Source organism: Methylobacterium sp. WSM2598 (genome assembly GCF_000379105.1).
Classification (GTDB): domain Bacteria; phylum Pseudomonadota; class Alphaproteobacteria; order Rhizobiales; family Beijerinckiaceae; genus Methylobacterium.
The window spans coordinates 5,209,605-5,221,824 of sequence record NZ_KB900609.1; the positions used below are offsets into that span (position 1 = coordinate 5,209,605).

The window sequence follows — 12,220 nt, forward strand, 5'->3', positions numbered from 1 at the left end:
TGACGAGATCCTCGGCACGAGCGGGGAGAGGCGTGGGAACGCCCCTGACGGCTCCGGGATCCCGCCGGGCGACGATCGGGCGCCGCCGCGCCTACTCGGCCGCCGCGGCCGCGCGCCGCTCCGCGGCCTTCCGGCTGCGGATCTGGCCGAGGCCGAGCACCCGGGCGAGGTCCGAGCGGCGCTGGGCGTAGACCTCGGCCACCATCGGGTAGTCGGGGGGCAGGTTCCACTTCCGCCGATACTCTTCGGGGCTGAGGCCGCGCGCCGTGAGGTGGCGCTTCAGCGACTTGTAGGGCTTGCCGTCCTCCAGCGAGATGATCGCATCCCGCGTCACGGTCTTCTTGATCGGGATCGGCGGCACCGGCGCCTCCGCGACCGCGGGCTTGGCCGGGCCGCCGAGCGTCGCCAGGGTGCTGTAGACGCTGCGCACGAGGTGGGGCATGTCGGACGCGCGCAGCGCGTTCCCCGTCACGTAGGCGGTGACGATGCCGGCGGTCAGCCCAGCCAGCGCGCCGCTGCCCGGCGCCGTCGATTCCGCTTTGATCTCGCTCATTCGGTCACCCATTTCCGGTCGACTCCATTCGGGGATGACAGGAAAATCGACCTCGGTGCCGATAATTATCAGAATTCTTGTGAAATCATAATCTATCGCAGGATTTAATCCGTTCGAATTAGATCGAAGGAAGCGCCGCCCGGAGAGGACATGACCTTGGGGAGGCCGGAGGCGCTGGTGTGCCTGGCGGGCGAGCGGGCGGCACGGATCCTTTGGCCAAGGATCCTTTGGTCAAGGAGCCCTGGGCCAAGGATCCCTGGGCCAAGGATCCCTGGGCCAAGGATCCCCGGGCCAAGGATCCCTCGGCCAAGGATCCCTCGGCCAAGGATCCTTGGGCGATGGGCAGGTCTTCTCGCGCCCGGGGCCGCCGGCCGGCGCGGGTCGGGAGCGCGGCGCGGGTCGGGAGCGGAGGCGCCGGGCGCCCCGCCGCTCCGTGCCGGAGGGCGGCGCGCCCGGCCTCGCGTCCGGCGGGCCGGATCAGCAATCGTCCTTCTGTCCGAGCTTCTGGTCGGCCCCGGCATTGTTCATCGCGCCGACCGTGCCGGGCGAGGCGGGCTGCTGGCCGCCCGCGAGGTTCTTGCTCGCCGGGTCGGTCTGGTTGCTCCTGGCATCGGCGCTGGAGCCGCCCTTGTCGCCGGTCGCCTGACCGGCGCCGACATTGTTCATCGCCCCGACCGTCCCCGGGGAAGCGGGCTGCTGGCCGCCGGCCAGGTTCTTGCTGCCCTTGTCCACGTCGGAGCTCGACGCGTTCGTCGCGTGTTGCTCGGGCGACTTGCCCTTGGTCGTTCCCGTATTGCACGGGCCGGCCAGAACCGAACCGGCGCTCAGCGTGAGAATGGCTGCGGCCGTCAGCAGAGTCGGTACCTTCATGACGTCTTCCTCCTGCCGTCGATGGCGAGGAAGAAGCGGGTGAATGGCGGTCCGGTTCCTTGCCGCGCCCCGGACTTATGGGGGCGGGGTGCCCTTCCCAGGCCGCCGGCCGGTTGGTATGTGGTATTCCAACGCGGCCCGCAGGAGCCCCCGCATGACGCTCGCCGTCCCGCTCGCCGAGGCCGCGCTGTTCACTCTCGGCTGCGCGGTCATCCACGCGCAGCGCGACCGACCCGAGCGGCTGACCCGCACACTCGCCGTCCTGGCCTGCCTCGCCTTCCTGGCCGTGGTGGCGCTCGCGACCCCGGGGCCGAACCTCCGGGCGGGGGCGGTCGCCGAGATGGGAGGCGTGCTGCCTCTCTCGGGCGAGCCCGCGCAGGACCCGCCCTGACCGGCGCGATCAGCGCGCGCGCCGCCGCCGGCGGGGCCGCCGGGGCTCGTCGGGCACGATGGCGGCGCGGCAGGCCGGGGTCAGCCTCTGCCGGTTGTGCAGCAGGCAGGCCTTCACCCGCACCGCGTCCGGGATAAAGGGGCCGCACAGGCTCATCGCGTCCGGCGTGCAGGCCTGCCGCTGCTCCGGGGTGCCTTGCGCCAGGGCGGGGGCCTGCAGGGCGAGGAGGCCCAGGACGGCGGCGGTGATGCGTGGAGTCATGGGGCTCCTCTCGGGGGCGCGGGTCGCGGCCAGGGGCCGCGGGCGACCGCGATCATAGGGGCCCCGGGCCGGAAAGCGAGGCCGTCGGCTGCGGCGCCCGGGAGGTGCACTGCCCCGGCGGTGCGGCCCGTTCCGGCGCGGGTTCAGGCGGGTTCCGGAACGCCGCCCGCCGGCCCGGCGCGGCGGCGCGGCGCGGCGGTCCGGGCGGGGTGCGGGCGGGCGGGCACCGGTGCGTCCCGGGCGAGGAGCGCCCGGATCTCGCCGCGGGGGAGGGGTGGGCTGATCAGGTAGCCCTGGACCTCGGCGCAGCCCGCCTCCCGCAACAGCTCCAGCTGACCCCGCGTCTCCACTCCCTCGGCCGTCGTGGTGATGCCGAGGCCGGCGCCGAGGCTCGTGACGGCCCGCACGATCGCCAGCGCGTCGGGGCGGACCGCGAGGTCCGCCACGAAGGCGCGGTCGATCTTGATCTTGTCGAACGGGAAGGCGCGCAGGTAGCTCAGCGAGGAGTAGCCGGTGCCGAAATCGTCCATGGCGATGCGCACGCCGCGCTGCTTGAGCCGGTGCAGGACCGCGAGCGTCGCCTCGCTGTCCTGCAGGAGCACGCCCTCGGTGATCTCGAGTTCGAGGCGGGAGGCCGCGAGCCCCGCCTCGTCGAGGGCGGCGAGGACCGATGCCGCCAGGGCGGGGTGGCGGAACTGCACCGGCGAGAGGTTGACCGCGATGCGCAGCGTCTCCGGCCAGCGCGCCGCCTCGCGGCAGGCCGCCCGCAGCACCCACTCGCCGAGCGGCACGATCATCCCAGTCTCCTCGGCGACCGGGATAAAGTCGGAGGGCGCGACGAGGCCGCGCACGGGGTGGCGCCAGCGCACCAGCGCCTCGAACCCCGCGATCCGGTCGCTCGCCAGCGTCAGGAAGGGCTGGAAGTGGAGCTCGAATTGCGGCGAGGCCAGGGCCGCGCGCAGGTCGAGCTCGACGGCGCGCCGGGCCTGGACCGCGACGTCCATCTCGGGCTCGAAGAAGCGGTAGGCGCCCCGCCCCTCGCCCTTGGCACCGTAGAGGGCCATGTCGGCGGCCCGCATCAGGTCGGCGGGGAGCGCGCCCGGGCTCGGCGCGAGGGCGATGCCGATGCTCAAGCCCACGTTCACGCGCTTGCCGTCGATGGCGAAGTCGCGCCCGACCGCCTCGATCAGGCGCCCGGCGAGCGCGCCCGCCCGCTCGCGGCTGGCCGGCTGCAGGACGACGGCGAACTCGTCCCCGCCGAGGCGGGCCAGGAGGGCGGTGCCGGCGGAGGCCGCGCGGCCGATCTCGTCGTCGAGCCGCGCGGTCACCTGCTTCAGGAGCAGGTCCCCGACCGCGTGGCCGAGCGTGTCGTTGACCGCCTTGAAGCGGTCGAGGTCGAGGCAGAGCACGGCGGCCGGGCCGGCGGCCGGGATCCGCGCCAGGGCCTCGGTCAGGCCCTCGTGCAGCACGGTGCGGTTCGGCAGGCCGGTCAGCGCGTCGTGGCGGGCCATGTGGACGATCTGGGCCTCGGCCCGCTTGTGGGCGGACACGTCCTCGTGGACCGTGACGAAGCCGCCGTCGGGGGTCGGCGCGCAGGTGACCGCGATGGTGCGGCCGTCGATGAGCTGCTCGTCGCGGCGGTAGCGGGACCGGCTGGCGAGCCGCCGGGCCACCTCCGCCCAGACCTCGTCCGCGTCGAGGCCGGGGAAGTTGCCCACCGCCACCCGTTCCCGGATCAGCTGCTCGGCCGTGAGGCCCGGGCGGACCCGCTCCGGCCGCAGCCCGTAGAGGTCGAGGAATTGCCGGTTGAGGAGCGTGATCCGGTGCGCGGCGTCGAACAGGACGAGCCCATGCGACATGTGGGTGAGGGCGGTGTCGAGCCAGCGGTTCTGCTCCGCCATCCGGGCATCCGCGCGCTTGCGGTCGGTCGCGTCCTCGTGGACCATGACGAAGCCGCCGTCGGGGGTGGGCGTCACGGTGAGCGCCACCGTGCGCCCGTCGGCCAGCCTGCGCTCGGCCCGGCGCGGGACCCGCCGGGCAAGGTCCGCCGCCACGGCGGCCCAGGCCTTGTCCGGGGTCTTGCCCGGAAACAGCCCCCGGGCCGCGCAGGCGCGCACTAGCGTCTCCAGCGGCTGCCCGACCCGAAGGTCCCCGGCCGAGAGGCCGTAGAGGTCGAGGAACCGCCGGTTGAAGGCGGTGATCGCCAGCGTCTCGTCCAGCATGAGGACGCCGTCGGCGATGTGGGCGAGCAGGGTCTCGGAGCGGCGCCGCTCCGCGGCGAGCCGCGCCTCCGCCCGGGCCTCCCGCGCGTCGCGCGCCTCGATCTCCGCGGTGACGTCGCAACCGACGCCGCGATAGCCCTGGAAGGCGCCCTCCGCGGACAGGACCGGCGCGCCCGCGAGCCGGAACCAGCGGGTGCGCCCGTCCGGGTGCCGGTGGGCCAGGACCGCGTCGCGGAACGGCCGGCGGGCGGCGAGCGGCGCGAGATCGCCGACCGGATCGCCCGGCCCGTCGAGGCCCGGCCAGGGACGCCCGAGGCATTCCCCTGCGGAGCGGCCCGTCAGCTCTTCGAAGCGGCCGTCGAGCGACGACATCCGCAGGTCGGCATCGGCCTGCCAGAACCAACTTGGGTTCAAGCGGTCGTCGCAACACCATCTTGCACGGCAGCCAGCACAGCGTCGAGCGCCTCTGCCGGCGTCTTCCAGTTCAGCGTCTTGCGCGGTCTGCTGTTGAGGGCTGCGGCCACAGCAGCAAGATCGTTCGCGCTGTGGGCGCTCAGATCCGTTCCTTTCGGGAAGTACGGTCGCAGTAACCCGTTCGTATTCTCGTTCGTCCCCCGCTGCCAGGGTGAGCGTGGATCGCAGAAGTAGACCTGCAGACCCGCGTCGATCCGCAAGCGCGCGTGCTCGGCCATCTCGGTACCCTGGTCCCAGGTCAACGAGCGCCGCAGCTGCTCGGGCAAGCGCGCGATCGTGCCGGCGATCGCCTCGCGCACCGCCTGGGCCCCGTGCCCCGCCAGCGCCGGGCCGTTCTTCGCACGCGGTGTCACCCCATGGCCGTCCATCGGCGGAAGATGCAGCAGCATCGTAAAGCGCGTCGTGCGCTCGACCAGGGTCCCGATCGCCGAACTCTTCAGACCCAGGATCAGATCTCCTTCCCAGTGCCCCGGCACCGCACGGTCCTCCACCTCAGGCGGACGCTCGCTGATGAGCACCTCGGGGGTGACGAACGACCTGCCTCGGCCCAGGCTGCGGGCCCGCGGCACACGCAAAGCCCGTCCTGTGCGAAGACACGCGGTCAGCTCACGCTTCAGCCCGCCCCGGCCCTGGATGTAGAGCGCCTGATAGATCGCCTCGTGACTGATGCGCATCGTCGTATCGCCCGGAAAGTCGAGCCGTAGGCGCTCGGCGATCTGCTGCGGACTCCAGGATCGACCCCATCGCCGGCTCTGGCGTCGCCCGTGCCGCCGTCCCTTCCAGGCAACGCTAGGGCCAGGCAGAGCGCTCCCGCCCGGTGTCGCGACAGTTCCGGCGAGCCGCTCCTGCACGTACGTCCGCAGCGCTGCGTTCCCCGCCAGTTTTGCTGGCTTGGGCCGGCGTGCCGCGCGTTCAGCGTGCCACTGCGCGGTCGTGGCGCGATAGTCCAGGCCGCCACTGCGGGTCGCCGCATTGCGGCGCAATTCCCGCGAGATGGTCGACGCCGCCCGTCCCAGACGCCGAGCGACGTCCCGGACCCCGTGACCTTGCGCTTGTAGGATCGCGATCTCCTCCCGCTCAGCCAACGACAGGTAGCGCGCAGAAGGCGACTTGGATGATGGTGACAGGTGGGAAGGTGCCATTCCGCCTGCTGTCCGGAACCACCGCGAGCCGACCGGTGGCGAGATCCCGAGCTTCATCGCTGCGACCTCGCTGGAGAGACCCTGCGCGAGGAACGCCCAGAACCCCCGCCGCGTCTCGCGCAGACCGACCCCGGGACGACCCGGTGACCGCAGCTTCTCGCGAAGTGCCCGATCCGAACGCCGCCGACCTGCCATCACAACCGCCCTCCGCCAAGCCGTTGCGACGACCACTTGAATCCACCCAATCCGCACCGATCGTTGCGATGACATCGAGAAGCATGAAGCGATCGTGATCCCGCCGCCCTAGCGTTCCACCGGCTTGCTGAAAACTTTCTTAGTCTGTTGCGTGATTCGGAGCGTAAATCCACCCAGACGGAGGCGCGGCACGACGAAAAACCGGGACGGCGCGATCGGGCGGCCGGGATTCAGGCGGCGCGGGCGATCAGGCGCCGCAGCAGGGCGCGGACCCGCCGCGCCGTCGCGGCGGCCATGCCCCACGCCCGCGTCGCCCGCGCATAGGCGAGCAGCGCCCCGCGCACCCGCGCCGCGAAGCCGATCGCGACCGCGAACCAGCCGATGGTGAGGAGCTTGGCCCTTCCCGCGTGGTAGATGCGCTCGACCAGCACGAAGCTCACCAGGTAGGCCCCCGCCAGGAGCGCGAGGCCGCGGCCGGGACGGCCCTCGGCGATCCAGACCACGCCGACCAGCTTCAGGGGCTCGACGCCCAGGAACGGGACCGCCAGGAGCGCCAGGATCGCGAAGCGGGGCAGGCGCGCGACGCCGGCCTCCAGGCGCCGCACCAGGGTGAGGCGCGACAGCGCCTCGTAGAGCGGGCGGTAGAGCGGCCGCAGCAGCTCGATGCCGATGACGAAGGCCGCGACCGCGACGTCGGCGAGGGCGATCAGGGCGCGCAGGGGAAGCGATCGTGAGGGGGGCATGTCCGCTCCGAGGGGACGGCGAGGCCGCGGCCGCAGGCCACCACGCCATCGCGGCATCCCTGCGGCAGAGCCGAGCGGCAGAGCCGAGCGGCAGAGCCGAGCGGCCGGCGATGCGCCGCGTCCCGCGCGGGGCCGGGCGCCTCCACGACGCGACGCGGCCGGCCCCAGCCCCCGACGGGGCCCGGACCGGCCGATGCGACGTGTGCGTCGGGACGAAGGCGGCCCGCCCCGGCGGACCGCGTCCCGGACGCGGCGGCGCCGGGCGCGGCCGCCGGGGGCTCGGCTCAGAACCGATAGGTCACGCCGGCGCCCACGATCCACGGGTCGAGGTCCACCCGGCCGCGGATCAGGCCCGGGCTCAGCTTGACGTGGGTGTCGAGAAACACCTTCTTCACGTCGACGTTGATGCCCCAATGCGCGTCCAGCATGTAGTCGAAGCCGAACTGGACGGCGGGCGCCACGCTGTTCGAGAGCTTGAAGCTGGTGAAGCCGAGGCGCTCCTGCTCGCCGAAGAACACCGAGTAGTTCACACCGGCGCCGATATAGGGCTTGAACGGCCCGAAATCGGTGAAGTGGTACTGCAGCGTGAGGGTCGGCGGCAGGATCCAGGTGCTGCCGATGCGCGTCCCGGCGAGGGCGCCGGTGCCGCGGACGCCGTGACGGGTCACGCCCAGGATCAGCTCGGCGGCGATGTTCTTGGTGAAGAAGTAGGAGATGTCGAGTTCGGGGATCACCGAATCCGTGACCGCGACGCCGGCGCCCACGATCGGCGCGCCGCGCGCCGAGAGGCGCGCGCCCGGATCCGGCACCACCGCCAGGGCCCGCAGGCGCAGCATCCAGGGCGACCAGAGCGCGAGGTCGGGAACGGGGGGCGGGGCGGCCGCGGAGGGAAGGTCCGCCGCCTGGGCCGTGGTCGCGGCGAGGACGGCCGCTACGGCGGCGAGGATCCGCTTGGACATGGTGTGCCTGTTCTTGCTCAAGTGAGATCGGCCGGCGCAGGCGCGTCGGATGGCGCAACCTGACGCAGGTGGAGCGGAGCATTCTTTGATCCTGATCAAACGGTCAAGCTTGCGGTGACCATTGTGGCTCGTCGGCAACAATGGGGGCGGGCTGCTTCGGCCGGTGTGCCTCCTCGGCAACAATTCGGGCGGGCCGCGCCGGCTCAGGATGCCGGGGCGCCGCCCGCGTCCCGCGCCCGACCGGCCGGCGCCTGCGGCGAATCGGGCGGGCACCGGTGCGACTCGCCAGAGCGTTGATTTATTGCTAAGCCTTCCCTCGCTTCACCCCTGGAAGCGGCCGCACTCAAGCACCCGGAGAGTGTCGCATATGTTGGTTCGACGCGTTGCGGTTCTCGGAGCTGTGTCATTGCAGCTGTGCGGCTGCTCAAACCTTACGGCATTGAGGTTCAATTCCGCAGATGTCCAGGGATATCGGACCGTCGAGGAAGCGCAAGCCGGTGATGCCGACGAGACGCAGCCGCGGGAGCCGTCCCCTCGCCGGTCGAGGTCCGCTGGTGCGAGGCAGGTCATGGCGAACGCCGTCGACCCGTTCGCGGCGCTGCGCCGCTCCGAGGCCGACCGCGCGCGCTGGTCGAAGGAGCGGCCGACCGACTTCGCCAAGCTGATGTGGCGGTCGGACATCGCGCAAGCCGGCCGGGCCGGCGGCCGCGTCCCGGAGGACGTGCCTCAAACCTCAAACATCCCGAAGGACAAGAGCGGCAGGACGGTGCGCGATCTCGCGGAGGACCGCTACAGCGGCGAGGTCAGGCTGGACCAGCTTGAGAAGACGTCCCAGAAGACCATGAAGCCGATCTGCAACGGGTGCTGACGCGGCGGGCCGAACCTCCCCGGCCCGCCATGGGCGCGCCGGCCGCGCTTCCTCCATCGTTCGGATGACGCAGCGGGCGCCAGGCGCGGCTAAAGTCGTACGACTTTGGTTGTAGGACGGAGGATCCGATGCTGGCGATCTCGCGCCTCATCTTCAATCAGAACACCGTCGTGATGCTGTGCGCCCTCGCGGTCGCGCTGGCCGTCTTCGGCGCGCTGAGGGCCGCGGTCCCGGCGCGGGCCTTCGCCGGCGAGGGCCTGCACGAGGTCGCGCGGAGCGACGGCACCTGCGGGATCACCGCCATGGGCGACGTCGCCTTCTGCGGGCCCTGACCGCTCCTCCGGAAGCCGGCCCCCTCCCGACCCTGACGGACCCGGTCGGCCGCGGCGTCGCGGGCCTGCGCTCAGGCCGGCTCCGTCCGGGCCGGGCCCTCGGCGATTCGGATCTCCGCCTCGCTGGCCCCGACCTTGTCCGTGACGACCTGCGGGCAGCGCAGGCAGGCCGCGTCGCCGTGCTCGTGGTGCCAGCGGCAGGTCGGCCGGATCTGGCACGGCGGCGGGCCGCTCACGACCGGCGGCAGCGAGGTCACGATGCGCTGCCCGAGGGTGCAGGCGCCGTTGTAGTGCCGGCAGGCCGCCTTGGCGCAGGGCGCGGCGATCCGGAACAGCTCGGTCGGCTTCGCGTACCCGGCCTTCGCCAGCACCTCCGGCGCCGCCTCGACCGGCGCCGTGAGGTAGCCGATCCTGCGCTCGGCGAGGGGCCCGGTCGCGACCCCGAAGATCCGGCTCGCGCGGGAGCCCGGCTGAGCACTGGGGCAATCGATGCGGGTGGTCATGGTCCGGGCTCCTGCTGGCGGGCTCTCGGCGGATCTCGGTCCGGTCGCCCTCAGCGCGCCTGCAGGCCGCCGAGCGCCCCGAGCGGTCCGAGGGGGCCGATGATCACCCCCATCGTGCTCGTCGGGTTGCGGAGCCCGCTGAGCGTGTTCGACAGGCCGCCCGTGGCGAGCACGCCGCCCACGGCGGCGTCGAGTTCCTCCGGGGTCAGGACGACGGGGGCGGGGAGGGAATCCTGCTCGGGCGCGGCGCTCCGCGCCTCCTGCCGGGCCGTCTTGGTCTCGAAGCTGTGCGTCATGGTTGGTCTCCTGTGCGAGAAACGGACCGGGTCGGTCCCGCCCGTCACACAAGAAATGTAATACTGATAATGGAGACGGCATGTGCATCAGAGCACGTGCGCGAGTAAATCAGCCATGATACTGGATTTAGATCAATCTTGACGGGAGCAGGATCGGCGCATGGCGCCGATCAATACCGCTTGCCGCGCGTGAACAGGATTGGTGATGCGTGCGCCATCACCGGCGCGAAGACGTCGTGAGTGCCGTCAGCGTTGTGCCGGAGTGGTGGCGCCTCACGGCGCGAGTCCGCACGGGAGAGGATGGCGGATCTGAAACCGCGGGCAGCCGCAATCTCCGGCGATGTCTCGTGTGAGACGGTGAAGATCTCTCGGATTCAGGCGCAGCTGTCCGGCTTGGCCCTGCCGCGAGGGGGCGTGAGGGAGGGGCGATGAGGCGGGCCGGTGATGGCACCCGCGCCGTTCGTCAAGATGAGGAGGGGGATGCCACGGGCCGCGCATCGGTCCCGGGGGCCGGGGGCGACCCGCCCGTGCGGGACCGGGCGCCCGGGCGATGAGGGTCCCCGGCGCTCCCCGTCATCCGACATCCGACGGATTGCGTCGCCATCTCCCATTTCGGCCATGCGGATGTCGGCTTCGCTCACGCGCCGCGCGGGCTGGTCATCCGCTGTCCGGACGTGATCGTCCGGACAGCGCATCAGAGCTCCAGCCGCTCGAAGGCGGCGCGGCCGGCGGCGTTGATCCGGATCGAGCCGGTCACGCGATCGTGCGTCACCCATCCCCGGGCGACCAGGCCCGGCACGAACAGGTCGTCGTCGGGCAGCAGGTAGGGATCGCCGTCCAGTTCGGACAGCGAGATCCAATCGCCGACATGGTCGAGCAGGTTCAGCAGGCGACGTAGCTCCACCCTCATGCCTCAGGCTCCCTCCTGCGGGTCGTCATCCTGCAGTCCAACGCCGAGCTTGGGCCGAGAGATCCTTATCGGTGCGGGGCCGACGCGAAGAAAAGCGAAGCCGGCCCGGCGCCCGTGGGCGGAGCAAGGCTCCGCCGGGAGCAAGGCTCCGCCGGGAGCGACGCTGCGGGTTCGGAGCCCGGATCACTCGTCGTCGGGATCGGGGCGGTAGGGACGCCCCTCCCGGGACCCGTAGCCGCCGGGGGACGGAGCGTAGCGGCCGTAGCCGCGGTCGCGGGGCGGTCCGAGATACTCGTCGTCGCTCTCGCGCTCGCGGCGGAAGCGGGGGGACATCTCCTCGCCGGGGATGCGGCGGTCGTAACCGCGCTCCCAGCGCTCGGGGGCACCCCGCCGCCCGTAGCCGGGATCCTCGTCGCCCCCGCGGGCGCGCCCCTCGCCGCGGCCGCGCTCGCCCACCCGCGGGGCGTACCAGCACATCTTCCTCTGGCCCGGCACCGGGTCGCCGAAGCTCTGGTTGGTGCAGGCGATGCTGCCGCCCTGGGGAAAGGGTCGTCCGACCGTCTTGCCGGGAATGCCGTAATAGACGTTGGTGGGATGCGGCATCCGGCACACGCCCCCCTCCTGGGCGCAGGGGACGAGGTTCTGGATGTCGAGCTGCTGCGCCCCCGCGCTCCCCGGAACCAGGGGGGTCGAACCCACGATGATGGCCGCGCCCGCGACCCGTCGCCACCTCACGTCCGAATCCTCCCGCCGTGCTCGCGGCTCCTGCATAGCTGCTTCGCCGCCGGCCTCCAACCCGGTCGGCCGCGAGCGCTGCCGCAGAGACCCCGAGCAGGATCCCCGCCGATGTGCAATCTCTACAGCCTGACCCGCTCGCCCGACGAGATCCGCCGCATCTTCGGGGTGAGCCGCGACGAGACCGGCAACCTGCCGGCGCTGCCCGCGATCTTCCCCGACCAGATGGCGCCCGTGGTGCGCGCGGTGGACGGCGCGCGCGTCCTCACGATGATGCGCTGGGGCTTCCCGCCGCCGCCCAAGGCCGGCTCCCAGCCGGTCACCAACCTGCGCAACCCGGCCTCGCCCTACTGGCGCCCCTGGCTGAAGCCCGCCCAGCGCTGCCTCGTGCCGGTCTCCTCCTTCAGCGAGTACGCCGATACCAAGCCGCGCAAGACCCCGGTCTGGTTCGCCCTGTCCGAGGCGCGGCCGCTCTTCGCCTTCGCGGGGATCTGGCGGCCCTGGACGGGCCCGCGCGGGCCCCGGCGCGAGGAGCCGGCCGAGGAGGAGCACCGGCTCTACGCCTTCCTCACCACCGAGGCCAACGGCGTGGTCGGCCCGGTGCATCCGAAGGCGATGCCGGTCCTGCTCACCGACGAGGCCGCGTGGCGCACCTGGCTCGAAGCGCCCGCCGAGGAGGCGCTGCGCCTGCAGCGCCCCCTGCCGGACGAGGCGATGCGGGAGGTCGCGCGCGGGGAGCGGCAGGACGGCGCCTGAGCCGGCCCGG

Annotated in this window: 15 protein-coding genes; 4 read left to right on the forward strand and 11 right to left on the reverse strand. The window is 72.4% G+C overall.

The features are described 5' to 3' along the window. Positions 1-91: 91 nt before the first annotated feature. Together MET2598_RS0124590 and MET2598_RS0124595 are read right to left on the reverse strand one after the other, a co-directional pair. On the reverse strand, positions 92-553 hold the full coding sequence (locus MET2598_RS0124590) for a MucR family transcriptional regulator (RefSeq protein WP_018262700.1): 462 nt from the start codon (positions 551-553) through the stop codon (positions 92-94). A 477-nt stretch (positions 554-1,030) separates the two neighbouring features. Continuing rightward, positions 1,031-1,423 carry a hypothetical protein gene (locus MET2598_RS0124595; RefSeq protein WP_018262701.1) on the reverse strand — a complete coding sequence of 131 codons (393 nt, stop codon included), beginning with the start codon at positions 1,421-1,423 and terminating at the stop codon, positions 1,031-1,033. A 154-nt stretch (positions 1,424-1,577) separates the two neighbouring features. On the opposite strand from MET2598_RS0124595, the gene MET2598_RS0124600 reads away from it, so the two are divergent. Further along, positions 1,578-1,814: a hypothetical protein gene (locus MET2598_RS0124600; RefSeq protein WP_018262702.1), complete on the forward strand. Its 237-nt coding sequence runs from the start codon at positions 1,578-1,580 to the stop codon at positions 1,812-1,814. Positions 1,815-1,823: 9 nt separating this feature from the next. On the opposite strand, the gene MET2598_RS0124605 is transcribed toward MET2598_RS0124600, so the two are convergent. The 5 genes from MET2598_RS0124605 to MET2598_RS0124625 all read right to left on the reverse strand — a co-directional run bounded on the left by MET2598_RS0124605 (position 1,824) and on the right by MET2598_RS0124625 (position 7,810). Then, positions 1,824-2,075 (reverse strand): hypothetical protein, encoded by a 252-nt coding sequence (locus MET2598_RS0124605; RefSeq protein ID WP_012330562.1) that lies wholly within the window; start codon positions 2,073-2,075, stop codon positions 1,824-1,826. A gap of 143 nt (positions 2,076-2,218) precedes the next feature. Beyond that, a complete protein-coding gene (locus MET2598_RS37300) occupies positions 2,219-4,711 on the reverse strand; it encodes a sensor domain-containing protein (protein ID WP_157182259.1) in 2,493 nt (830 codons plus the stop codon). Next, a complete protein-coding gene (locus MET2598_RS0124615) occupies positions 4,708-6,108 on the reverse strand; it encodes an IS30-like element ISMtsp4 family transposase (protein ID WP_026190740.1) in 1,401 nt (466 codons plus the stop codon). The genes MET2598_RS37300 and MET2598_RS0124615 overlap by 4 nt, the downstream gene beginning before the upstream one ends. Before the next feature lie 230 nt (positions 6,109-6,338). After that, a complete protein-coding gene (locus MET2598_RS0124620; RefSeq protein WP_018262704.1) occupies positions 6,339-6,851 on the reverse strand; it encodes a hypothetical protein in 513 nt (170 codons plus the stop codon). 284 nt (positions 6,852-7,135) lie between these two features. Then, positions 7,136-7,810 carry an OmpW/AlkL family protein gene (locus MET2598_RS0124625; RefSeq protein ID WP_018262705.1) on the reverse strand — a complete coding sequence of 225 codons (675 nt, stop codon included), beginning with the start codon at positions 7,808-7,810 and terminating at the stop codon, positions 7,136-7,138. Positions 7,811-8,378: 568 nt separating this feature from the next. On the opposite strand from MET2598_RS0124625, the gene MET2598_RS0124630 reads away from it, so the two are divergent. Further along, positions 8,379-8,678 carry a hypothetical protein gene (locus tag MET2598_RS0124630; RefSeq protein WP_012330558.1) on the forward strand — a complete coding sequence of 100 codons (300 nt, stop codon included), beginning with the start codon at positions 8,379-8,381 and terminating at the stop codon, positions 8,676-8,678. A gap of 128 nt (positions 8,679-8,806) precedes the next feature. Further along, entirely contained in the window at positions 8,807-9,010 is a 204-nt protein-coding gene (locus MET2598_RS0124635) for a hypothetical protein (protein WP_012330557.1), read from the forward strand. A 71-nt stretch (positions 9,011-9,081) separates the two neighbouring features. Here the strand turns inward: MET2598_RS0124635 and MET2598_RS0124640 are convergent, their stop codons facing one another. From MET2598_RS0124640 to MET2598_RS0124655, 4 genes are all read right to left on the reverse strand, one after another. Beyond that, entirely contained in the window at positions 9,082-9,513 is a 432-nt protein-coding gene (locus MET2598_RS0124640; protein WP_018262706.1) for a hypothetical protein, read from the reverse strand. A 50-nt stretch (positions 9,514-9,563) separates the two neighbouring features. After that, the gene (locus tag MET2598_RS0124645) at positions 9,564-9,809 is read right to left on the reverse strand and encodes a hypothetical protein (RefSeq protein WP_012330555.1); all 246 of its coding nucleotides are present in this window, start codon (positions 9,807-9,809) and stop codon (positions 9,564-9,566) included. Positions 9,810-10,503: 694 nt separating this feature from the next. Continuing rightward, positions 10,504-10,719: a hypothetical protein gene (locus tag MET2598_RS0124650; RefSeq protein ID WP_012330554.1), complete on the reverse strand. Its 216-nt coding sequence runs from the start codon at positions 10,717-10,719 to the stop codon at positions 10,504-10,506. 183 nt (positions 10,720-10,902) lie between these two features. Beyond that, positions 10,903-11,454, reverse strand: a complete 552-nt coding sequence (locus MET2598_RS0124655) for a hypothetical protein (RefSeq protein ID WP_012330553.1) — start codon at positions 11,452-11,454, stop codon at positions 10,903-10,905. A gap of 111 nt (positions 11,455-11,565) precedes the next feature. Between MET2598_RS0124655 and MET2598_RS0124660 the strand changes: the two genes are divergently transcribed. Next, positions 11,566-12,210 carry an SOS response-associated peptidase gene (locus MET2598_RS0124660; protein ID WP_012330552.1) on the forward strand — a complete coding sequence of 215 codons (645 nt, stop codon included), beginning with the start codon at positions 11,566-11,568 and terminating at the stop codon, positions 12,208-12,210. Positions 12,211-12,220: the final 10 nt, after the last annotated feature.